Below are 22,409 nucleotides of genomic sequence, written 5' to 3' on the forward strand. Positions count from 1 at the left end.
AGCCGCTCCCACTCCTCCCCCACCCAGGAGCCACCATGCGCCTCCGACCCGTCCTCGCTGGGCTGTTGACGGCCGTCGCACTCACCGTCGGCGCCCCGGCGCCCGCCCCGGCCGGCGCCGACACCGCGAGCGGGACCTTCCAGCAGGTCACCGGCTTCGGCGCCAACCCCGGCAATCTGGCGATGTACTCCTACACCCCGGCCGGTCTGCCCACCGGCGCACCGCTGGTGGTCGCCCTGCACGGGTGCCTGCAGAGCGCCGCCGACTACTACCGCGACTCCGGTTGGACCACGTTCGCGGACCGCTACGGCTTCGCGGTCGTCTTCCCCCAGACCGGCAGCGCCAACAACAGCCTCTCCTGTTTCAGCTGGTTCGACGCCGCCAAGGACGCCCGGGGCGTCGGCGAGGCGGAGTCCGTCGCCGAGATGGTCGCCAGGGCGAAGTCCCTCTACGGCTCGGACGGCAACCGGGTGTTCGTCACCGGCCTGTCCGCCGGCGGCGGGATGGCCGCCGACCTGCTGGCCGACTACCCGGACCTGTTCGCCGGCGGGGCGATCGACTCCGGCCTGCCCGCCCGGTGCGCCACCACCCAGGCCGCCGCCTCCGGCTGCCAGAACTCCGACCAGGGGCTCACCCCGGCCCAGTGGGGTGACAGGGCCCGGGCCGGCTACCCGGGCTACTCCGGGCCGTGGCCCAGAGTCGCGATCTGGCAGGGCAGCGCCGACACCGTGGTGAAACCGGTCAACGCGACCGAGCTTCGCGACCAGTGGACGGACGTCCAGGGCGTCGGCCGACGCCCGACCGGCACCCGGAGCCTGCCGGGCGGCACCACCGAGGACGACTACGCCGACGCGGCGGGCCGGCCCGTCGTCGCGGTGTTCACCGTCGCCGGCATGGGTCACGGACTCGCCGTCGACCCCGGGTCCGCGGCGGACCAGTGCGGGGCGACGGGCGCCTACTTCCTCGACGCGATCTGCTCCAGCTACCACACCGCACGGTTCTGGGGCCTGGACGGCGGCGGACCCACCACGCCCGGCCTGCCCGCGCCGTCGGGACTGACCGCCGCCCCCGCCGGGGCGAGCTCGATCGCCCTGGCCTGGCAGGCCGTCAGCGGTGCGGCCTCCTACCGGGTCTACCGGGACGGGGCCGTCGTCGGCGGCACCACCGGTCCGTCCTTCACCGACGGCGGGCTCGCCCCCGGGACGGCGTACGGCTACGCCGTCGCCGCGGTCGACGCCGCCGGGGCGGTGGGCGCCCGCTCGGCCACCGTGACCGGAACCACCGGCGGCGGCGCACCCCCCTGCTTCACCGACGACAACTACGACCACGTGCGGGCCGGCCGGGCCACCCAGAGCGGTGGCCAGACCTACGCGCTCGGCTCGGGCCAGGGCATGGGGCTCTGGAACACCTTCGTCACCCACACGTTGCGGCAGACCGCGCCGGGCTACTTCGTGCTCGCGGACGGCCAATGCTGATCCTCCCCTCCTGAACGGATCCCCGCGAAGAGGTCGGTCTCGACCGCTCCGCCCACCGGTGGGCCCCCGACCGAGCCGGAGGGACCACGCCCGCCCCCACCGGGCAGCAGGCTCCGGGCGAGGTGGTAGTCCTCCGTCGGCCAGACCTCGCGCTCGACGTCCCGCGGGTGGGCCATGAAGGCCACCCCGGGCTCGACCTGGGTGGCGTGCGCCAGCATCGCGGCGTCCCGCACGGCGAACCGGTCGGCGCACGCTATCCGGGTGGTGGTGGCGAGGGCGGGCGGGGTGTCCGGCCAGTCGGCCAGCAGGCCGCCCATCCCGGACGGCAGGCCCCTCGCCGTCAGGGCGTCGTGGAGGGTCTGGAACCAGGCCCGGGACAGGGCCAGGTGGTAGTAGAGCTTCACCGCCTGCCAGGGCTCCCCCGCCTCCGGGTGGCGGCCCGGATCCGCGGCCGCCTCGAAGGCCTCGACCGTGACCCGGTGGGTCATCACGTGGTCCGGGTGCGGGTACCCGCCGGTCTCGTCGTAGGTGACCACCACGTGCGGACGGAACTCCCGGATCAGCGCGATCAGCGGGGCCGCCGCGACCGCCACCGGGAGGGCCGCGAAGCAGCCCTCCGGCAGCGGTTCGCCGGGCCCGGGCAGGCCGGAGTCGACGAAGCCGAGGAAGCGCTGCCGGACCCCGAGGACCTCCCGGGCCGCGGCCATCTCCTCCCGTCTGATCCTGGCGAGGTCGGCCCGGACCTCCGGGCGGTCCAGTGCCGGGTTGAGCACGGACCCGCGCTCGCCGCCGGTGCAGGTGGCGACCAGGACGTCGACCCCCTCCGCCGCGTAGCGGGCCAGGGTGGCGGCGCCCTTGCTGGACTCGTCGTCGGGGTGGGCGTGGACGGTGAGCAGGCGCAGACCGCCGGGGTGCTGGGTGAACAAGGGCCCTCCCGGGCGGTGGTCGACGGGATCGTGCGCGCCGGAACGGCGGTCGATCCCCCGGTGGACGAGCGGCCGGGCGGCCCCCCGAGGAAGAACTTAGGACGGACCCATCGAGTGGGTCAAGCCTAATTACTGTGCCCGACCCAGCGAACCGCGCTAGGCTGCCGCCATGACCGAGACCCGGGCGACCCCGAACCTGCGCGAGCTCAACAAGCGCCGCACCCGCGAGGCGATCTCGCACGCCGCGACGAGGCTCTTCATCGACCAGGGCTTCGAGCGCACCACCATCGCGGAGGTCGCGGCCGCCGCCGGGGTCGCCAAGATGACCGTCACCAACCACTTCCCGCGCAAGGAGGACCTGCTCCTCGACCTGCACGAGGAGCTGGTCGGCCGGCTCGCCCGGGCGGTCCACGAGCGGGCGCCCGGCGAGTCCGCCCTCGCCGCCCTGCGCCGCGACTGCCTGGGCGGGCTCGACCGGCACGACCCCCGGCTCGGCTTCTCCGGCCGGGCCTTCGCCCGCACCATCACCGACAGCCCGGCCCTGGTCGCCCGGCTGCGCGAGCTGCACGAGCAGGGCGAGGCCGCCCTCGCCGAGGCGCTGGCGGCGGCCGGCGCCGCCGGAAGCGGCACCGCCGACGGCGACAGCACCGGCAGCACCGGGAGTCACGCCACCGGGGCCGCCACCGACTCGACCGCGATACCGGGCGGCGCCCCGGTCGACTTCGAGAGCCGGGTCGCCGCCGGGCTGCTCGCCGCGGTCGACCGCGCGGTGTTCACCGAGGTGTTCCACCGCGTGCTGGCCGGCGAGGAGGCCGGTGCGATCGCGGCCGCGGTGCGCCCCTCCGCCGTCCGGGCCTTCGACCGCCTGGAGGGCGCCCTGGGCACCTTCGCCGTCCGCCCCGGCCCCTGACCTGCCCGGGAGCACCCGCCCGCCGCCGGTCCGCACTTGACGAAAGGTTGACCTGCTCACGGCAGAAGGTTGGTGATGCCCACCCCTATCGTCGGCCCATGCCCTCACAGCCCATCAGGCCCACCACCCTGCCGGTCCTGCCCTACCGCAAGCCCACCCGCGGCCGGGACTACTGGGTCCTGGACAACGTCCTCACGGACCCGGACGCCGTCCGCGAGCGCGTCCTGTCCCGCGGCGACTGGACCGAGGGCTATCCGCACCGCCCCGAGACCTGGCCCGGCCTGCGCACCATGCCCGGGCTGGAGCCGGACGAACTGGCCCGCGTCGAGGCACTGGTCCGCAAGGCCACCGGCGCCCCCCGGCTCTGGGTCCAGAGCACCCCGGGCGGGGGCACGCTCAACCACAACTGCGTGCAGGTGGTCGGCGCCGGGGAGTCGGAGTCCCGCCCGCACACCGACTCCCGCGCGCTCTGCCGCTACGCCGCCGTGCTCTACCTCAGCCCCGGCGCACCCAAGGACGCCGGCACCAGCTTCTACCGGCAGCAGTTCCCCGGCGGCCGGCTCGGCGGGAACCACGTCAACGCCCCGCACAACAACCTGGTGGAGGCGCTCGGTACCCGGCACGTGCCCGCCGACCACTTCACCGAGGACGTCCGCGTCCCCAACCGGTACAACCAGCTGCTCCTCTACCACGCCAACCTGATCCACAGCGCGACCACCTACTACGGCACCGAGCTGCCGGAACGGCGGATGACGGCCGTCTTCTTCTGGATGGCCTGACGGCGCCCGACCGCACGCCGGAGCCCGCCCGATGACCCGACCGCACGTCCTGCTGCTGGACGCCGCCCCCGGAGAACTGCTGCACCGCGAGCTGGAGCGCCTGCTCGGCCACGGCCTCGACGTCACCCTCAACCTGCGCCGGGTCGACGACCGGGCGGGCGCCCATGCGGCCTGGGGCGGCCGGGTCGGGTTCGCCGACCTCGACGCCTTCGACGAGGCCGCCCTGGTCGAGGAGTTCCGGCGCGGCGCCGGCTACCACGCCGTCAAGTCGCGCGGCGGTGTGCCCCTGCACGCCGCCGTCCTCGCCGCGGCGACCGACCCGGGCCGGCCCGCCCGCCTGCGGGTGATCGGCCGGGCCGGGGCCGGTACCGACCACGTCGACCTCGCCGCCGCGGCCCGGCACGGCGTCACCGTCACCCACACCCCCGGCTCCAACGCCGCCGCCGTGGCCGAGTTCGCACTCGCCCAGCTCCTCACCCTCACCCGCGGCCTCCCCGCCCATGACCGGGCCACCCACCAGGGCCGCTGGGGCGCCCCCACCACCCCACCGCGCGAACTCTCGGAGCTCACCCTCGGCATCGTCGGCCTCGGTCGCACCGGCCGGGCACTCGCAGCCCGGGCCGGCGCACTCGGCATGGCCGTGCAGGCCCACTCCCGCCGACCGCCGGCCCCGCCGGTGCGGTCGGCCGCCTCCCTCGACGCCCTCCTCGCCGGCAGCGACGTCGTGTCGTTGCACGTGCCGCTCACCCCGCAGACCCGCGGCCTGCTCGGCCGGCGCGAACTCGCCCTCCTGCGGCCGGGATCGATCCTGCTGAACACCGCGCGCGGCGGCATCGTGGACGAGCGGGCCCTGGCCGAGGCCCTGCGCGACCCGGCGCACCCGCTCGCGGCCGCCGCGGTCGACACCTTCGAACGGGAACACGCCGCGTTCGACTCCCCGCTCCTCGGGCTGCCGAACGCCCTGCTCACCCCGCACGTCGCCGGGATGACCCGGACGGCGATGGCCGAGGCCGCCGTCCGCTGCGCCGACCACCTCGCCGCACTCCTCTACGGCCGACCGGAGGGCATCCCGGTGGCCACCCCTTCGGCCACCCCTTCGCTCGCACCTTCGGCCACCCCGGCCGCGCCTCCGGCGCAGGCCGACAGCTGAAGCAGCCCACCCGCAGCCCCGGACGGTCAGAGAGACGGCGGTGGCGTCCAGCCGAGACCGCTCCGGTCGACCTGGCGAAGGATCCAGGCCCGCCGCTCGGGACCGCTGACGTTCCAGACGTGACTCATCGGTCGCTCGGTCAACGCCCGCTCACGCGGGCTGCGGAGGTCCCCCAACCGCCGCCGCCGGCGTGTTCCGGAAGCCGCCAGCAGCTCGGTGCAGAACTTCGCCCAGGCGTCGATCTCATCGACGACCCCGGCGGCAGGTGCTTCGTCCGGGTGCCGGGCTGCACGAACGGCGAGCGAACGGATCTCGAACAGGGCTTCCCCCGCAAGACGGGCCGCGAGCTCCCTGTCCTCGTTGCCCGCCGCCCGCAGGCGCCATCGCGACATCAGCATGCGCGGAGTCTGCCACGAGGCCACCCGCCGGCCGGCGAGCGCACCTCCGCTGCAGGAGGACCACCGGGCAACGTGCCACCGGTGGGAAGCCTGAGCAGTCCTCACCCATGCGGGGGAGGCCGGTGGAGGCATCGACCAGCACCCATCGTGGGCGTCCTCGTCCGGGGGCGCCCGGTGGGGAGCAGGCGACGGGCCGGCCGCCCTCCTCCCGGGTGCCGGGCCGGATTGGCCGTCGTCGCCCCCGGGGACGCTGGCAGGCATGAACCAGAACGCCGTGCCGCCCACCGAGACGATCCGCGCCGACTGGGCCGGGATCGACCGGCTGCCGACCGTGGACCTGCTACGCCTGATGAACACCGAGGACCGGACCGTCCCCGCCGCGGTGGCCGGGGAGCTGGACCGGATCGCCGCCGTGGTGGACGCGGCGGCGGCCCGCATGGCGGACGGCGGGCGGCTCGTGTACGCGGGGGCGGGGTCGGCCGGGCGGCTCGGGGTGCTGGACGCCGCCGAGTGCCCACCGACCTTCGGCACCGAACCGGCCCTGGTGGTCGGGCTGGTCGCCGGCGGGCCGGCCGCCGTGACCGCGGCGGTCGAGGGCGCCGAGGACCGCCCGGAGCTGGCGGAGGCCGATCTGGCCGGGCTCGGCCTGACCCCCGCCGACACCGTGGTGGGCGTATCCGCCTCCGGTCGCACGCCGTACGCGGTCGCGGCCGTACGCACCGCGCGGGCGGCCGGGGCGCTGACCGTCGGTCTGGCCTGCAACCGGGGCTCGGCACTGGTGGCGGCGGCGGAGCTGGGGATCGAGGTCGAGGTCGGCCCGGAGGTCCTGGCCGGATCGACCCGGCTGAAGGCCGGCACCGCGCAGAAGCTCGTGCTCAACATGCTGTCGACCGCGGTGATGGTCCGTCTGGGCCGGACGTACGGCAATCTGATGGTCGACGTCCGCGCCACCAACGCCAAGCTCCGCGAGCGGGCCCACCGGATCGTCACCGAGGCCACCGGCGCCGACGAGGCGGCGGTCCGGCGCGCGCTCGCCGCCACCGGAGGCCGCGCCAAGGACGCGATCCTGGTCCTGCTCGCGGACGTCGACGCCCCGACCGCCGCCCGACGCCTCACCGCCTCCGGCGGGCGGCTGCGCGAGGCCCTGCACGCGCACCGCCCCTGAGCGTGCTCCAGGAGGCGGGACGGAGCCCGGGCCCGCGGTGCGAGGAGGTCCGCGACCCGGCCGTCAGGACACCAGCCCGAGAGTCACGCCCACCGCGCCGAGTGCGGCTTGACACGCTCCGATGCGCTTCATCGTCCGCAGCGTCACATCGGCGCCGCGGTACTGGTGGTTGATCAGCTGCCACCACTTGGCGGCATGACGGACGTCGAAGGCGGTGGCGAGCCCGTTGAGGGCGAGCGCCGCCCCGGGGACGATCAACTCGGTGGTCACAGCGCGAGCATAGGGCTGCGCCCGACGGGCTCTCCTCACCCGCTGCCGGCTCCGGATCCGCCGTCCGCCGTCCGCCGTCTCGCGCGATCTCGGCACGGAAGCCCTCGATCAGGACGCGCAGTCAGCCCTCCCCGGATCCCGGCGAGGACCGCGCCCCTCGCCGGATCCCACCCTGGACCCCGCACCGTGAGCCGCGCCCCGTGAACCCCGCCGGCAGCAGGGCGCGCACCTGCCCCGCCCGCCCGCTCCCCGCCCGGTGACGCGAATCCGCCGCTGCCGCCGCCGCACCCGTTGACCGCGGACGCCGGCGACGGTTGGCTCGGCCGGAGCCGGCCATCCAGTCGGCCGCCGGTGCGCCCGACGGGGAGGTCGACGCGAGCCGGCGCGATCCCAGGGGAGGGACGACAGATGACCCGAACGACCTCCGTGCCGCGCCTGCTGCGCGCGGCCTGCGTCCTGGCGGCGGCCGCACTGGCCGCCGTCACCGCCGCGACGCCCGCCGGGGCCGACCCGTCCCGCGGCCGCACCGAGCGGGTGTCGGTCGGTTTCGGCCAGTCCGCGCCCGGTGGCGCCGCCCAGCCCGACGGCGCCTCGTACGCCGCCGGGCTGAGCGCCGACGGCCGCTTCGCCGTCTTCACGTCGGAGGCCACCAACCTGGTGCCGGGCGACTCCAACGGCAAGTCCGACGTCTTCGTCCGCGACGCGTGGAGCGGCCGCACCGAGCGGGTCAACACCGGCCCGGGCGGGGCGCAGGCCGGCGACCACTCCTACGACGCCGCGATCAGCGGCGACGGCCGCTACGTGGCGTTCAGCTCCTACGCGACCAACCTCGCCCCCGGCGGGAACCTCGGCTTCGAGGACGTCTACGTCCACGACCGCTGGACCGGGAGCACCGAGCTGGTCTCCACCGGCCACGGCCCGGCGGTGCCGCAGACCGACCGCCAGTCCGGCCACCCGTCGATCAGCTGGGACGGCCGGTACGTCGCCTACCAGTCCAACCGCTCCGACCTGGCGCCCGGCACCGTCACCTGGACCGGCGGCAACATCTACGTCACCGACCGCTGGACCGGCCGGACCAGGGTGGTCAGCCTCGGCGCGGACGGCGCCGAGGCGAACGCCTCCTCCGCAGAACCGGTGATCAGCGCCGACGGCGGATCGGTCGGCTTCGTCTCCAAGGCGACCAACATCATCGGCCAGGGCCGGCCCGGCGCCCTCGCCGCCGAGGCCACCGCCCGGCTCGACGCCGTCTCCGACGAGGAGTTCGTCCGCGACTCCTTCCGGCACGACCGGGGGGCGGCGATCCTGAAGCCGCGCCTCTACCCCCTGTACGTGCGCGACCTCCGCGCCGAGCAGACCGTCCTGGCCAGCCCCGACGGCGCGGGCGGCTACCGGGGCGCGGCCCGGCCCGCGCTCGGCGCGGACGGCCGGTACGCCGTCTTCTCCACCCTGGTCAACGACGGTGGCGACCCCTGGGCGCGCCACTACGAGGTCTATGCGCGCGACCTGAAGCGCGGCACCGAGACCCTCGTCAGCGCCGGGCTCCCCGGCACGACGACCACCGCCGACTCCCTCGGCGCGCAGATCACCGCGGACGCCCACTGGGTCTACTTCGGCTCCGCCGCGGAGAACCTGGTGCCCGGCGACACCAACAACACCCGGGACGTCTTCCGGCGCGACCTCTGGACGGGCCGCACCGAGCGGGTCAGCGTGGCGGGCGACGGCTCGCAGACCGCAGGCGCCTCGGACGACCCCTTCGTCGACGCCCTCGGCACCACGGTGCTGTTCACCTCGGAGGACGGCACGCTCGCCCCGGGCGACACCAACGGCGTGACGGACGTCTTCCTGCGCCGGCTCTCGCTGTTCTGACGCCGCTCGGCGCTCACCGGACGCCGGACGCCGCCCCGCCCGCACCGGGTGGGGCGGCGTCCGGCGTCCGTCCTCACCACCCGTCGGGACCGGCGCCACCCACCCGTTCACCGCCCGTCGAGCCGCGCGCCACCCGGCCGACCGCCGCCCGTCCACCCGGGCCGACCGGCGCCGCGTGGGCACCGCACTGCCCTGCCCCGTCAAGCCAAGAACACCCAAAGGATCATTGACTGACGCTTGGTCAAATATTCACCACTTCCGGTCTACCCGCATAGACCGACCGGTGATGGCATGGACACACCGCTTGGCCGACCGAGCCGAGCCCCTTCAGGGAGCCCCCATGCCTCGCCCCCACCATCTCGCCCCCGCCCTGGCCACCGCCGTGCTCGCCGCGGCCGCCCTCGCCACCGGCGGCACCGCGCACGCCGCCCCCGCGGCCCACACCGCCGGACGCGCCGCCACGGCCGCCACCTGCTCGCAGGCCTACCTGCCGCTGCCCGACCCGGCCTGTACGCCCGGCGCCACCAACCCCGACGTCACCCAGGACACGATCGACGACACCATCTGCGTCGGCGGCTACAGCACCTCGATCCGCCCCTCGACCAGTTACACCAACCGGCTGAAGGTCCAGCAGATCGCCCAGTACGGCTACGCCGACACCAGCACCGCCGACTACGAGGAGGACCACTTCATCCCGCTGTCGCTCGGCGGCCACCCGACCGACCCGCGCAACCTGTGGCCCGAGCCGCACTACGCCACCGGCTCCGGCGACGGGACGTCCCTCGACAAGGACTCCGTCGAGTACAAGCTCTACCGGGCCGTCTGCAACCACCAGGTGGACCTGGTGCCCGCCCAGCGGGCGATCGCCACCGACTGGACCACCGCCCTGTCCGTCCTCGGCCTCGCCTGAGCCGCGCGGCGGCCCGCTCCTACGGCCCCGCGCCACTCCGAAGCCCCCGGCCGGTACCGGTCCCGGCCCGGTGCACCGCACCGGGCCGGGTGGCCCGACGACCGGAGGGACGGCGGTCGCACCTCAGGACGCGGCCGCGAGGGAGGCGGCGGGCTGCCAGGCGAACCCGTCGGGGTCGGTGAACGACGTGCCGGAGCTGCCGATCACGAGGCCGTGCGGCCCGTCGCCCTCCGGGGAGACGCCAGCGTCCTTGGCGAGCGCGCGACGCCGGTACAGCGCGAGCTTGACCGCGCCCCCGCCGCCGTCGAACTCCACGTACATCTTGCTGAAGCTCTTCGCGACGGTGAGCCCCTGCTCGACGTAGAAGCGCTTGCTCGCGCCCACGTCCGCGACGCCGATCAGGATCACGAACTGGTCGATCTTCCGGGTGACCGGGCCGGTGTCCTTCTTGGCCGAGGTCGCGATCTTCCAGATCGCCCCGTCCGGGGCCTGGAGGACGGCGCCGTAGCCCCAGAGGGACTTCGCGGCGGGCTTCAGGGCGGTGGCGCCGTTCTCCAGGGCGGAGCCGACGAGGCTGTCGACGTCGCCCGGCTGGGCCACCGTGAGCGAGAGCGTGAACCCACGGTAACCGTCGGTCGGGGCCTGGATGCCCTGTACCCGCAGCTGCGCGTCCAGGCCGAAGGCGGTGGTGTAGAAGTGCTTGGCGGCCGTGGGGTCGGCGGCCTCGAGGATGATGCTTTCGATGGAGGTCATGTCCATCAAGCTAGTTGCAGCCCGCTGACCGGCGCTTCTCGATTCCTGACCGGTCTCGCCGACTGCGCGGGCAGCCGTACCGGCCCCTGCGCCGCGCCGCCCGACGTGCGTCGGAGGTAGGCGCCGGGGGACATCCCGACCAGCTCGGTGAAGCGCGCGCTGAAGCTGGCCGGCGACGAGCAGCCGACCGCGGAGCAGACCTCGGTGACGCTGAGCTCACCACGCCGCAGCAACGCCGCGGCACGCTCGATCCGGCGCGCCATCAGGTACCCGTACGGCGATTCGCCGTACGCGAGCCGGAACGCGCTGCTCAGGTTCCCGGTCGACATCCCGGCGCCTCGGGCGAGCGCCTCGACGTCCAGGGGCTGTGCGTACTCCCGATCGATCCGGTCACGGACGCGGCGCAGCAGCGCCAGGTCGTTCAGGCGCTGCGCCGCGGCGCGGGCGCGCCCCCACCCGGGGTGACACATGACAGAACTCCTCTCGTCGACGTCGACACGTGCCTGGGGTGACTTCCTGCTCGGCGGCGGGGTGCCCGCCGGTCCGCGCCGGCGTCGGGCTCAGCGCACCTCCTGGATCCGGATCATGTTGCCGGCGGGGTCGCGGAACGCGCAGTCGCGGACCCCGTAGGGCTGGTCGGTCGGCTCCTGGACCACCTCGGCCCGGCTGGCCCGCACCTTCTCGAAGGTGGCGTCGAGGTCGGGGGTGGCCAGCTGGATCCAGCCGTAGGTGCCCTTGGCCATCATCTCGGCGATGGTGCGGCGCTCGTCCTCGGTGATCCCGGGGTCGGCGGCCGGCGGCGCCAGCAGGACGGACGTGCCGGGCTGGTTGACGGGGCCGACGGTGATCCACCGCATCCTGCCGTGTCCGACGTCGCTGCGGACCTCGAACCCCAGGGTGTCGCGGTAGAAGAGCAGCGACGCGTCGGGGTCGTCGTGCGGGAGGACGGTCGTGAAGATGGTGATGTCCATACTGCCCATGCTAGGGGCAGCCGCGGGGCGGGCGCTTCTCCGCGTCTGCCCGTTTCGGCACCGTTCTCCGGCCACCGCGGGGCCGTGCCGTGCCACCCCGGCCGCGGCGTCAAGTGGCCGACGGGCCCGGGCCGGTGGACTGATCGGCGGGAGCCCGCGGCCGGCGCGCCAGCCGTGCTCGTCCGGCCGGAACACACCGGCCATCCGGAACACACCCGGAACGACGACGCCGGGGGTGCCGTGGCGGCACCCCCGGCGTGCGTCGAGGGCGAGGAAAGCGAACGGACTAGTTCAAGTGGAGTGAGAAGGAAGCCCGTTCATGGCCTCACCGAGGTCCACCGTAGCAGTCAGGCGGGGATCAGGTCGCGCAGGTTTTCCGGCGTGACCACCACGGAGTCGGGGTGCAGCCCCTCCGGCCGCGCCAGACCGACGTAGGTGACGGGGCCGGGCGGCACCGCCCCGCCGTCCCAGAGCGTGGTGGCCGCGGCCCGCTCGCCCAGCAGGCCCGCGAGATGACGGACCGTCAGGAAGTCCCGTTCGACGATGCCGCGCAGCAGTGTGGCCACCGACACCCGGTTCCCCTCGACCTGGTTGGCGCTCGGGGTGCCCCGGAGGTACAGGTGCAGCCACTTGGCGTGCCAGCGGCCGTCCCCGTCGCGCAGGAACGCCAGCGGCAGCGCGACCCGGCCCGGGCCGCGCAACTCCGACTTCATCCGGACGGTGCGCGCCTCGAACGGCATGCCCTGCTGCTCGGACTCCCGCAGCATGAAGCCGAAGAAGGACTCCTCGACCTCCTCGAAGCCCTCACCGTCGTAGATGTTGACCTGCGGCACGATGAAGGAGCCGCGCACTGCGCCCAGGCGCAGGTTGATGAACTCCGAGGCGCCGTGGGTGGCGTCCGTGATGTCGCCGGAGTGCTCGCCCTCGACCTGGGTGAGCGTGGTGTACGACAGCCAGCAGACCGTCCGGTAGGCGCCGTCCAGCATCAGCGCGGACAGGTCGAAGTCGGTGCTCGTCCTGGTCTGCTTCCAGTACACGAAGAACCGCAGCAGCTCGCCGTCGACCGGGGAGAGCGAGCCGCGCGGCAGCACGCCGAGGCCGCCGGTCGTCGCCCGGCCGCTGAGCGGCAGCGCGACGTCGAGGACGGCGGGGTCGACGAGCAGGTGCCCCGGGGCGGGCAGCCGGCGGCCGGTCTCCGCGTCCAGCGCCTCGATCAGCCGCTTGCGCTCGGGCTCGGGCAGCGGCACGCGGGTGTCCGCGGCGGCCCAGGCGCGGCCGAGCCGGTTCACGAAGAGCCGGCGCCCGTCCGTCGCCCCGGTGCGGTTCTGCAGGTGTTCCCGGAGCGAGAGGAGGACCCGGCCGGAGACCTGCGGGGCGGCCCGCTCGACGGCGGCGACCACGGCGTCCCGCTCGTCCCGGGTGCGGCAGGCGCGCAGCAGGTGGTCCAGGGCGCGGAACAGCCGGCCGGGGGCGGCGGCCAGCAGTCGCACCGCTCCGGTGACGTCGCCCGCGCCGAGCAGCTCCTGGACCAGGCTGTCGAGGGAGCGGGCCGCCCGCTCGCCCCTGGCGACGGCGAACACCTCGGCGGCGTGCGGCCAGCGCGGGTGCTCGTGCGGGTGCAGGCGCTCGCCGAGCCGCTTGAACGCCTCGCGGTGCGCGGTGACGTCGGCGAGCTTGGCGGGTGCCGCGGCGACCACCGCGTCCAGGCCGGCCAGCAGCGCGCGGCGGACGGGGCGGGGCATCGACCGGAACCTGGTCGGCTCGACCAGGGTGACGTCGCCCCCGGACAGCGCGCAGGCCAGCCGGAGCACGTCGGTGACGGTGTCCAGCAGGAGGTCCGCGCCGGCGTCGAGGCGCACGCGGTTGACGACGGCGCGGTTCTCCCGCACCGGTATCTCCGCGGGCTGCGGGCCGGCGACGCAGTGCCCGGCGAGCACGCCGAGGTCGCGCAGGTGCTCCTCGCCGAGCGGGCTGGCGCTGCCGGCCAGGGCCAGGTAGAGCGCCGTCACCTCGTCGTCCGGGGCGCCGCCGAGGTGCAGGACCGTCAGCCGGTCGCCGGCGGCGGCGATCAGCTCGTCGTGGGCGGCGAGCACGTCGGCGTACGCGTGCCCGTAGACGCCGTACCCGGGGAGGGTCAGCAGGTCGACCGTGCCGGTGCTCAGTTGCGCGAGCACGCCCTCGCGTGAAGCTTGGTCGTCGAGCGCGCCGACGATGCACCGCATCCAGAAGTCGAGGGTGTCCGGCACGTGGCGCGGGAAGTCGACGAAGTAGACGTTGTGCGCGACGTGGTCGCCCACCATGGCGCGGACGGTCGCCAGGGTGCGCACGGCGGTCTCGCGGACGGCCTCCTCGGCCGTCCCGGACAGCCGTTCCAGCAGCTCCGCCGACAGCTTGAAGCCCACGGACATCAGTGCGGAGTCGAACTGCCGCGCCGCGGTGGCACCTTCGCCCGCCGGGCCGGGCGGCACCGGGACGCGGTGCGTGTGACGGAGGACCATGGCCTCCAGGAGCTGGGACATCCCGGCATGGTCCCAGACCGGCGCGGGCCGCCGCACCCCGGTTTCCCGCACCCGCGCCCGGACCCTGACGCGGCGGGGGCGAGGACGCGGACAGGGCGAGCGCGCGGACGGCCCGCGCCCGGCTCAGTGCGCGGCGAGCGGGTAGTGGTCGGAGAGGTCGGTGTAGGTGTAGCTCTTGCCCCAGCTGCTCACCGTCCACGGCGCGCTGTGGGTGCGCACGACCTGGTTGGTGTACTGCTGCGGCCGGGCGTGGTCGGCCCGGTAGAGCACGTAGTCCAGGTCCTCCTTGGGCTCGCCCGGGTAGCGGTAGGCGGCGATGGAGTTGTCCGCGGTGTCGAAGGAGTACGGCCAGCCGGTGCGGGCGGAGGCCGGGGCGAGGTTCCCGTTGTCGAGCAGGGCCTGGTACTCGGAGCCGTGCGAGTCGATGTTGAGGTCGCCGGCGAGCAGCACCGGCTCGTCCGCCGGGATCCGCTTCGCGTCCAGGAAGTCCCGCATGGCGGTGAGCTGCTTGGCCCGGACGTCGGCCGGCTGGCCGCTGGAGCAGCCGGAGTCGGTGGACTGCAGGTGGGTGCCGACCACGTGGGTGCGCAGCCCGTTGACGTTCAGCACGGCGTAGACGAAGCCCTTGTTGGACCACCAGTCGGATCCGCAGGCGTCCTTGAAGACGTACTGCTCCTTGCGCAGGATCGGCCACTTGCTGAGCAGCGTGACACCGCCGTCCTCGGGGGTGGTGGAGCTGTAGCTGCCGGAGGTGGCGTCCCATCCGCCGGTGGAGCGGCCCACCACGGGCGTGTGGTACGGGTACGCGGCCGAGGCCCCGGCGGTCAGCGCGTCGGAGGCCGCGTTGTCGAAGGCCTCCTCGAGCACGACCACGTCGTGGCCCTGGAAGAAGTCCGCGGCGGCGATCGCCTGGGCGCGGTGGTCCTGACCCCAGTTCGGGTAGAGGGACTTGCTCATCAGGAACACGTTGTACGTGAGGACGTCCAGGGCGGGCGCGGTGACCGGGGCGCTCTCGGCCGCCACGCCGGTGGCGGCCGTGGCGGGGGCGGCGGCGACGGTGCCGAGCACGGCGGCGGCCGCGCAGACCGCGGCGGCCTTGCGGGTGGCGTGGCGGACGGACGACAGGGGCATCGGGGCTCCGTGACAGGTGACGTGAACGCGACGGACGGCGGAATGTCGTCCATCCAACGTCGCCGCCCGCACACCGCACAAGACGTCGGGCGAGCATTCGGTGAACGCACCCGGAACAGTGCGCTCGCGCCGTCCTGAACGGGCTGGTCAGCGCGCTGGTGGGACGGTGGCGTGAGCGGACCCGTGGTCGCGGTCGTTCTTCCGGTCCGGCCCCTGTCGTCCGCCCCCGTCGTCCGCCCCTACCGTCGACGCGGCACGAGTCCGGTGTCGAAGGCGATGATCGCCAGGTGGACGCGGTCCCGGGCTTCGAGCTTGGCGAACAGCCGCGCGACATGGGTCTTCGCGGTCGCCGCGCTGATCACCAGGCGCTCGGCTATCTCGGTGTTCGACAGTCCCTGTCCGACCAGTGCCAGCACCTCGCGCTCCCGGTCGGTGATCCCCGCGAGGGGACTCGGGTCCACGGCGGGCCCGTCGTCCGGTCCGGGGGCCGCGGGGCCGGACGTTCCGGCGAAGTCCGCGATCAGCCGTCTGGTCACGCTCGGCGCGATCAGCGCGTCGCCCGCGGCCACCACGCGGATCGCTTCCAGGATCGCGTCCAGGGCCATGCTCTTGAGCAGGAATCCGCTGGCCCCGGCGCGCAGTGCGCCGTAGACGTACTCGTCGTGGTCGAAGGTCGTCAGCACCAGGACCTTGGGCGGGTCCGGCTCGGCGGTCGCCTGCCGGGTCGCCTCGATCCCGTCCACGCCCGGCATCCGGATGTCCATCACCACGACGTCCGGCCGCAGTTCGCGCACCAGGCGCACCGCCTCGCGGCCGTCGCCGGCCTGGCCGACCACTTCCAGGTCGTCGGTGTCGCCGATCAGGATCCCGAGCCCGACCAGCATCAGCGGCTGGTCGTCGACCAGCAGTACCCGCACGCTCATGCCGGGAGCCTCGCCGTCACCCGGAATCCGCCCTCCGGGCGCTGGCCGGCGCTGAACTGGCCGGACAGCAGCGTCACCCGTTCGCGCATGCCGAGCAGGCCGAAGCCGCTCCCGCCGGCCGCGGAGGGCCTCGGACGGCCCGGCCCCCCGAGACCGTCGTCCCCGTCGTCCACCACCTCGATCGTCACCCCTTCCGGCTCGTAGCCGACCGCGACCCGGCACATCCGCGCCCTGGAATGCCGCACCACGTTCGTCACCGACTCCTGGATGATCCGGAACGCCGACAGTTCGATCTCCGGCGGCAGTTGACGCCGCTCGCCCCGCCAGGTCACCTGAACCCGCACCCCGGCGCCGGCCGTGCGTTCGGCGAGCTGCGGGACGTCGGCCAGGCTGCCGGCCGGCGTCAGCGGAGCGGCCTGCGGCGTGGCGTCGTCCGGCTCGGCGCGGCGGAGCGCCCCGAGCATGCGCTGCAGCTCCAGCAGCGTCTCCCGGCTGGTGGTCTCGATGCCGGTCAGCGCCTGCCGCGTCTGCTCGGGCTTGGTCTCCACGACCCGCGCCGCCGCTCCCGACAGCACCGTGATGATCCCGATGCTGTGCGCGACGCTGTCGTGCAGCTCGCGGGCGATCCGCAGCCGCTCGGCCATGACGACGCGGGCCGCGGTCTGCTCCTGCAGGGCTTCGAGGTATTCACCGCGTTTGCGGTAGACCCCGCCGAAGACCCACGCGACGGCGAACCACAACGCGAACTGCCCGGCCCACTGGGACGCGTCGCCGACGGTCTGCTCGCGGCCGTGGAGACAGTTGAGGAACGCGGCCGCGACGGCCGCGACGGAGCCGAGGGCGGCAGCCTTCGGCCGCCGGACGGCGAGGTACCAGCCCAGGCCGACGAGCAGGACGAACACGATCAAGGGCCGCGCGCCGAAGAGATCGCCGAGGACCGCTTCGCCCAGGACCGCGGCGAAGACCGCCGCCGGCAGACGGCGCACCAGGAGCACCGGCAGGGCGAGCACGACGCAGAGACCGAGCATCTGGAAGGGCTCGATGTCGGGGAACCGGAACAGGCCGTCGTAGTGCGCCCAGTCGGTGGGCAGCATCGTCAGGGCGAGGATCAGCGCGTACAGGCATGCGGTGGCCAGCACCGCGGCCTGCGACATCAGCCAGGTCACGCGCTTCGATGTCGACAGACGCTGGAGAAGCTGTTCCATGCGGAGATCGTATTCAGTGGCTCCGGCTCCTCGCGTCGCCCCGGGGATGTACGCCGGGTACGCCCCCGGGCCGACGGCCCGGAAGAGGTGACATCCGCCGGCCGACGCGGTGGATCGCGGTCCGTTCCTAGGTTCGTGGCCATGACGAACGCACCGATGATCGATCTTCGCGACACGACGAAGACGTACGACGACGGCCCGCCCGCACTGGCCGGCGTCACCCTGTCCGTGGCGGCCGGTGAGTGCGTGGCGATCCTCGGCCATTCCGGCAGCGGCAAGTCCACGCTGCTGAACCTGATCGCGGGTCTGGACAAGCCTTCCAGTGGCACCGTGACCGTCGACGGCACCCGCGTCGACCAGCTCGGCGAGGCCGATTCGGCGAGGTACCGCCGGGCCTCCGTCGGCATGGTCTTCCAGTTCTTCAACCTGCTGGACGACCTGACCGTGCTGGACAACGTCATGGTTCCGGCGCAGCTGGCCGGGATGGGCAGGCGCGAGGCGCGGCGGCGGGCCGTCGAGCTGCTCGGCTCGCTGGACATCGACCGGCACGCCCAGGCCTATCCGCAGCGGCTGTCCGGCGGGCAACGGCAGCGGGTGGCGGTGGCCAGGGCCCTGATGAACGAGCCGGCGCTGCTGCTGGCCGACGAGCCGACCGGCGCTCTGGACTCGAGCTCGGCCGAGGACGTGCGCCGGCTGCTGCTGGAGCTGAACGCCGACGGCCAGACCATCCTGCTGGTCACCCACGACGTGCAGCTGGCCGCGAGCACCGCGCGCCGCACGATCGAGTTGGTGGACGGCGCGGTCGAGCGGGACGTCGTCGACGACGGCAGCGGTACCGGCCAGGCCGCCCGCACGCCGCTGACCCGTCCGGCGGGAGCGGTCGGATGACGCTGCGCAAGCCGCCGATGCCTCGGCGCGTCTCCGGGGTCGGTTTCCGGGCCGTGGCCCGCCCGCTGCCGGCGGTGAGCCGGTGAGCGCTCTGGGCAAGGTCGTACGTTCCGGCGTGGGCCGCCGTCGGGTCCAGTCCCTCGTCATCGCTCTGACGACGTTCGCCGCGGTGACGTCCTCCGTGCTCTCCCTCGGTCTGCTGGCTGTCGTGCAGGCCCCGTTCCAGCACGCCTTCAGCGCTCGGAACGGGGCGCACCTGGCGGTCCAGTTCGACGCTTCGAAGGTCACGGCCGCACAGGCCGCCGCCACGGCTCACGCCGCCGGCGTCACCGAGGCGGCCGGGCCGTACCCGGTCGCCGCCGCCCTGGACACGACCGTCGGCACGGACTGCCCCGAGAACGACCTCGCCGGTACGGAGAACCATCCGATCACCGTCACCACCCGGCCCGACCTGGGCAGCACCTCCGGGATGGACCAGCTGGCGCTGACCCGGGGGCGCTGGCCGACCGGCCCGGGCGAGATCGCCCTGCCGTGGCAGCACTACGCCGTCGCCTGCTTCGGCAGTTCGGTGGTGTTCTCCTCCCTGCCGGGCAAGCCGTCGTTCAAGGTCGTCGGCTTCGGCGGCTCGGTGACCGACAGCGCGACCGCCTTCGCCACCGCCGACGGTTTCGCGCGGCTCACCGCCGCCGGTGCCAGGTCCGACGAGCAGATGCTCTACCGGTTCGCCGAGGCCGGGACCGCCGCCGACATCGCCGTCGACAAGCAGGCGGTGGCCGCCGCCGCGCCGACCGGCGCGGTCGAGGCCGGACAGTCGTACCTGACCGCGGAGCAGCAGGCGACCGGCAACGCCAAGGCGTACGTGCCGTTCCTGGTCGCCTTCGGGATCCTCGGCCTGCTCATGTCGGTGCTGATCATCTCGATCGTGGTCGGCGGGGCCGCGGCCTCGGGAACCCGGCGCATCGGGATCCTGAAGTCCTTGGGCTTCACCCCGTCGCAGGTGGCCCGCGCCTACACCGCGCAGGCCGTGATCCCGGCGACACTCGGCCTGGTGCTCGGCACGGTCTCCGGCAACCTCCTGGCCGTACCGATCCTGGACGGCGCCACGAAGCAGCTCGGCGCGGCCAGTGCCACGATCCCGTGGTGGGTCAGTGCCGTGGTGCCGCTGGGCACCCTGCTGATCGTCGGCGTCACGGCCTCGATCCCGGCACTGCGGGCCGGCCGGATGCCGACGGTACGGGCCCTGGTGGTCGGCCGTGCCCCCGAGACCGGCGGCGGTCGGGCGGCGCAGCGTCTGGCCTCGCGGCTGCCGCTGCCCCGGGCCGTGTCGTTGGGGCTGGCCCAGCCGTTCGCCAAGCCGGTCCGGGCCGTACTGGTCGGTGCGGCGGTGCTGTTCGGCGTGGTGAGTGCCACGTTCGCGGCGGGTCTGGAGACCGGGTTCAACAAGTACCTGGACGCCAGCACCGCAGGCTTCAACGTCGGGTCGGAGTTCGTGATCCCCACGGCCGCCGTGGGCATGCCGTGGGGCCTCTACGGCCCCGACGACCCGCGCCACCCGTACCTGGATGCCGACGAGGTGGCCGCCGCGCTCGCCGGGACCCCGGGCACGAAGGCCGCGTTCGGCTGGGGCGAAAGCGGCGCGACCATGGTCGGCGCCCCGCCCGGCGGCGAACCGCCGAGGGTGTTCACGGTCACCGGCGACTTCTCCTGGACGCACATGGAGCTGCTGTCCGGCCGCTGGTACACGGCGCCCGGCGAGGCCGTGGTCGGCGACAAGCTGGCCTCGGCGGCGGGGATCCACGTCGGTGACGACGTCGCCGTGGTGCAGCACAACGAGCACCTGTCGCTGAAGGTCGTCGGCATCAACTTCGACACCAACCAGGGCGACTACACGGTCATGACGGATGCGGCCACCTTCACCGCCGCCGGTCTGACCCCGCGCATCGACCAGTTCAACGTCGAGCTGGCCGACGACGTCGACGGACCGGACTGGTCCGCCTCGGCCGCCGCCGCGCTGACCCCGCTGAACGCCTCGGTCCAGCCGAACTCGGACGGGGGCAAGAACATCGTGGTGATCACCATGGGCGCCCTGGTGGTCGCGCTCACGCTGATGATGATCGCGGTCGCCGCGCTCGGGGTGCTGAGCGTGGTGGTGCAGGACACCCGGGAGCGAAGCCATGACCTGGGGATCCTCAAGGCCCTCGGGATGACGCCCGGGCAGACCGTCGCGATGGTCCTGACCTCGGTGACGCTCACCGGCCTGGTCGCCGGGCTGATCGGGGTCCCGCTCGGGGTCGCGGTGGAGAGGGCGACGCTGACCCCGATGGGGAGCGCGATCGGCCGGCACCTGCCGCCGAGCGTGTCCCACGTCTACACCGCCGGGCTGCTCGTCCCCCTGCTGGCCGGCGGGATCGTGATCGCCCTGCTCGGGGCACTGCTGCCGGCCGGCCGGGCGGCCCGGTCGCGGACCGCCACCGCGCTGCGGACCGAGTAGGGCCGAACAGGGCCGAACAGGGCCGAGTAGGACCGAGTAGGGCCGGACAGCGCCGCTGGTCGCCGCGGCAGAAGCGGTGCTGCGCCGGTCCCGCCCGCGCCACCGACCTCCCGCGCACCCTGACGGACCGTCGGTCACAGGACGAGGGAGCGGGCCGAGGCTCGGATCGGGGCGGGCAGTTCGGTGGCACCGCGCAGGTAGCGGTCGACGGCGGCGGCGGTGGACCGCCCCTCGGCGATCGCCCAGACCAGCAGGGACTGGCCGCGGCCGGCGTCGCCGGCGACGAAGACGCCCGGGGCGGGCGCCGCGAAGTCGTCGTCCCGGGCCAGGGTGCCGTCCGGGGCGGTGGTCAGGCCGAGTTGGGCGGCGAGCGGCTGGTCCGGGTCCGGTCCGGTGAAGCCGAGGGCGAGGAGGACCAGTTGGGCCGGAAGGGTCCGCCCGGTGCCGGCCCGGGGCGTTCGGTCGGGCGGCTCGGCCTCGGCGACGTGGACGGCCGCCAGCCGGCCGTCGGGACCGGGCCGGAAGCCGAGCGTGGTCGTCGCGAAGATCCGGCCGCCCTCCTCCGCCGTGCCGGACTCCTCGTGCGAGGTGGTCTCCCGGTACAGCTTGGGGTGGGTCGGCCAGGGCTGGCCGGGGGCGCGGTGCACGGGCGGGCGAACGTTGATGTCGAGTTGGGTGACGGAGGCCGCGCCCTGGCGCAGGGCCGTGCCCAGGCAGTCCGCGGCGGTGTCGCCGCCCCCGACGATCACCACCTGCCGGCCCTCGGCGGAGAGCGGCGGGGCCGGGAGGTCCCCCTCGTCCACCCGGTTCGCCCAGGTCAGGTAGTCGATGGCCTGGTGCACCCCGGGCAGCGCGCGGCCGGGGGCGGGCAGCTCGCGGCAGGCCGTCGCGCCGACCGCGACCACCAGCGCGTCGCAGTCGGCCCGCAGCCGGTCCGCCGGGACGTCCCGGCCGACCAGCACCCCGGTGCGGAAGACGGTGCCCTCGGCCCGCATCTGTTCCAGGCGGCGGTCCAGCCGGTGCTTCTCCAGCCGGAACGGCGGGATGCCGTAGCGCAGCAGCCCGCCCGGGCGGTCGGCCCGCTCGTACACCGTGGTGGCGTGGCCGGCCCGGGTGAGCTGCTGGGCGGCGGCCAGCCCGGCGGGGCCCGAGCCGACCACCGCGACCCGGTGGCCGCTAGCGCGCTCGGCCGGCTGCGGGCAGTCCCAGCCCTCCTCCCAGGCCCGGTCGGCGATCGCCAGCTCGATGTTCTTGATCGTCACCGCGGCGGCGTCGATCGCCAGCACGCAGGCGCTCTCGCAGGGCGCCGGGCAGAGCCGGCCGGTGAACTCGGGGAAGTTGTTGGTGGCCAGCAGCCGGGCCGCGGCGGCCCGCCAGTCCGCCTCCGCCACCAGCCGGTTCCACTCCGGGACGAGGTTGCCGAGCGGGCAGGCGCTGTGGCAGAACGGCAGCCCGCAGTCCATGCACCGGGCCGCCTGCCCGCCCACCACCGGCAGCAGCGCCCCGGGCCGGTAGACCTCCCGGCGGTCCCCCAGCCGCTCCCGCGCGTCCCGCCGCTCCCGCTCCGCGCGCGGGGTGGTCAGGAAGGCCATCCGGTCCGCCATCACGGCCTCCGGCGGTGCGTGCCGACTCGAACCCGGCGGCACGGGCGGCCCGGGCGGTCGCGGAGGGCACCGGCC

General features: G+C 74.5%; 20 protein-coding genes. 9 read left to right on the top strand and 11 right to left on the bottom strand.

Annotated elements, in window-relative coordinates; translation table 11 throughout:
- Nucleotides 1-35 precede the first annotated feature (35 nt).
- Complete coding sequence (locus AB0N04_RS16825) at nt 36-1,475, top strand: PHB depolymerase family esterase (protein WP_360213733.1); 1,440 nt, start codon at nt 36-38, stop codon at nt 1,473-1,475.
- On the opposite strand, the gene mca is transcribed toward AB0N04_RS16825, so the two are convergent.
- Nucleotides 1,445-2,401, bottom strand: a complete 957-nt coding sequence (mca, locus tag AB0N04_RS16830) for a mycothiol conjugate amidase Mca (RefSeq protein WP_360213731.1) — start codon at nt 2,399-2,401, stop codon at nt 1,445-1,447. The genes AB0N04_RS16825 and mca overlap by 31 nt on opposite strands.
- A 169-nt stretch (nt 2,402-2,570) precedes the next feature.
- On the opposite strand from mca, the gene AB0N04_RS16835 reads away from it, so the two are divergent.
- The 3 genes from AB0N04_RS16835 to AB0N04_RS16845 all read left to right on the top strand — a co-directional run bounded on the left by AB0N04_RS16835 (nt 2,571) and on the right by AB0N04_RS16845 (nt 5,240).
- Nucleotides 2,571-3,311, top strand: a complete 741-nt coding sequence (locus AB0N04_RS16835) for a TetR family transcriptional regulator (protein ID WP_360213729.1) — start codon at nt 2,571-2,573, stop codon at nt 3,309-3,311.
- A gap of 98 nt (nt 3,312-3,409) precedes the next feature.
- A complete protein-coding gene (locus AB0N04_RS16840; protein WP_360213727.1) occupies nt 3,410-4,090 on the top strand; it encodes a DUF6445 family protein in 681 nt (226 codons plus the stop codon).
- A gap of 31 nt (nt 4,091-4,121) precedes the next feature.
- Nucleotides 4,122-5,240, top strand: coding sequence for an NAD(P)-dependent oxidoreductase (locus tag AB0N04_RS16845; protein WP_360213725.1), 1,119 nt, complete (start codon nt 4,122-4,124; stop codon nt 5,238-5,240).
- Between the two features lie 26 nt (nt 5,241-5,266).
- Here AB0N04_RS16845 and AB0N04_RS16850 read toward each other — a convergent pair whose 3' ends face one another.
- Nucleotides 5,267-5,638, bottom strand: coding sequence for a hypothetical protein (locus AB0N04_RS16850; RefSeq protein WP_360213723.1), 372 nt, complete (start codon nt 5,636-5,638; stop codon nt 5,267-5,269).
- A 259-nt stretch (nt 5,639-5,897) separates the two neighbouring features.
- Between AB0N04_RS16850 and murQ the strand changes: the two genes are divergently transcribed.
- Nucleotides 5,898-6,803: an N-acetylmuramic acid 6-phosphate etherase gene (gene murQ / locus AB0N04_RS16855; RefSeq protein WP_360213721.1), complete on the top strand. Its 906-nt coding sequence runs from the start codon at nt 5,898-5,900 to the stop codon at nt 6,801-6,803.
- A gap of 63 nt (nt 6,804-6,866) precedes the next feature.
- Here the strand turns inward: murQ and AB0N04_RS16860 are convergent, their stop codons facing one another.
- A complete protein-coding gene (locus AB0N04_RS16860) occupies nt 6,867-7,073 on the bottom strand; it encodes a hypothetical protein (protein WP_360213719.1) in 207 nt (68 codons plus the stop codon).
- Nucleotides 7,074-7,481: 408 nt separating this feature from the next.
- Here AB0N04_RS16860 and AB0N04_RS16865 point away from each other — a divergent pair, with 408 nt between their 5' ends.
- Together AB0N04_RS16865 and AB0N04_RS16870 are read left to right on the top strand one after the other, a co-directional pair.
- A complete protein-coding gene (locus AB0N04_RS16865; RefSeq protein ID WP_360213717.1) occupies nt 7,482-8,939 on the top strand; it encodes a hypothetical protein in 1,458 nt (485 codons plus the stop codon).
- Nucleotides 8,940-9,279: 340 nt separating this feature from the next.
- On the top strand, nt 9,280-9,849 hold the full coding sequence (locus tag AB0N04_RS16870; RefSeq protein ID WP_360213715.1) for a hypothetical protein: 570 nt from the start codon (nt 9,280-9,282) through the stop codon (nt 9,847-9,849).
- Nucleotides 9,850-9,972: 123 nt separating this feature from the next.
- On the opposite strand, the gene AB0N04_RS16875 is transcribed toward AB0N04_RS16870, so the two are convergent.
- From AB0N04_RS16875 to AB0N04_RS16905, 7 genes are all read right to left on the bottom strand, one after another.
- Nucleotides 9,973-10,602 (bottom strand): glyoxalase, encoded by a 630-nt coding sequence (locus tag AB0N04_RS16875; protein WP_360213713.1) that lies wholly within the window; start codon nt 10,600-10,602, stop codon nt 9,973-9,975.
- A 5-nt stretch (nt 10,603-10,607) separates the two neighbouring features.
- Nucleotides 10,608-11,072, bottom strand: coding sequence for a helix-turn-helix transcriptional regulator (locus AB0N04_RS16880; protein WP_360213711.1), 465 nt, complete (start codon nt 11,070-11,072; stop codon nt 10,608-10,610).
- 90 nt (nt 11,073-11,162) lie between these two features.
- Complete coding sequence (locus AB0N04_RS16885) at nt 11,163-11,573, bottom strand: VOC family protein (RefSeq protein WP_360213709.1); 411 nt, start codon at nt 11,571-11,573, stop codon at nt 11,163-11,165.
- Nucleotides 11,574-11,920: 347 nt separating this feature from the next.
- Entirely contained in the window at nt 11,921-14,092 is a 2,172-nt protein-coding gene (locus AB0N04_RS16890) for a hypothetical protein (RefSeq protein ID WP_360213707.1), read from the bottom strand.
- A gap of 123 nt (nt 14,093-14,215) precedes the next feature.
- Nucleotides 14,216-15,223 (bottom strand): sphingomyelin phosphodiesterase, encoded by a 1,008-nt coding sequence (gene sph / locus AB0N04_RS16895; RefSeq protein ID WP_360213705.1) that lies wholly within the window; start codon nt 15,221-15,223, stop codon nt 14,216-14,218.
- Between the two features lie 239 nt (nt 15,224-15,462).
- Entirely contained in the window at nt 15,463-16,146 is a 684-nt protein-coding gene (locus AB0N04_RS16900; protein ID WP_360213703.1) for a response regulator transcription factor, read from the bottom strand.
- Entirely contained in the window at nt 16,143-17,351 is a 1,209-nt protein-coding gene (locus tag AB0N04_RS16905; RefSeq protein WP_360213701.1) for a histidine kinase, read from the bottom strand. Before AB0N04_RS16905 ends, AB0N04_RS16900 begins: the two co-directional genes overlap by 4 nt.
- A gap of 141 nt (nt 17,352-17,492) precedes the next feature.
- Between AB0N04_RS16905 and AB0N04_RS16910 the strand changes: the two genes are divergently transcribed.
- Together AB0N04_RS16910 and AB0N04_RS16915 are read left to right on the top strand one after the other, a co-directional pair.
- A complete protein-coding gene (locus tag AB0N04_RS16910) occupies nt 17,493-18,239 on the top strand; it encodes an ABC transporter ATP-binding protein (protein ID WP_360213699.1) in 747 nt (248 codons plus the stop codon).
- An 82-nt stretch (nt 18,240-18,321) separates the two neighbouring features.
- Nucleotides 18,322-20,730, top strand: coding sequence for an FtsX-like permease family protein (locus tag AB0N04_RS16915; protein ID WP_363364616.1), 2,409 nt, complete (start codon nt 18,322-18,324; stop codon nt 20,728-20,730).
- Nucleotides 20,731-20,864: 134 nt separating this feature from the next.
- Here AB0N04_RS16915 and AB0N04_RS16920 read toward each other — a convergent pair whose 3' ends face one another.
- The gene (locus AB0N04_RS16920; RefSeq protein WP_360213695.1) at nt 20,865-22,334 is read right to left on the bottom strand and encodes a glutamate synthase subunit beta; all 1,470 of its coding nucleotides are present in this window, start codon (nt 22,332-22,334) and stop codon (nt 20,865-20,867) included.
- Nucleotides 22,335-22,409: the final 75 nt, after the last annotated feature.

Origin of the sequence: Kitasatospora sp. NPDC051702 (genome assembly GCF_040681575.1) — a bacterium.
GTDB lineage: Bacteria > Actinomycetota > Actinomycetes > Streptomycetales > Streptomycetaceae > Kitasatospora.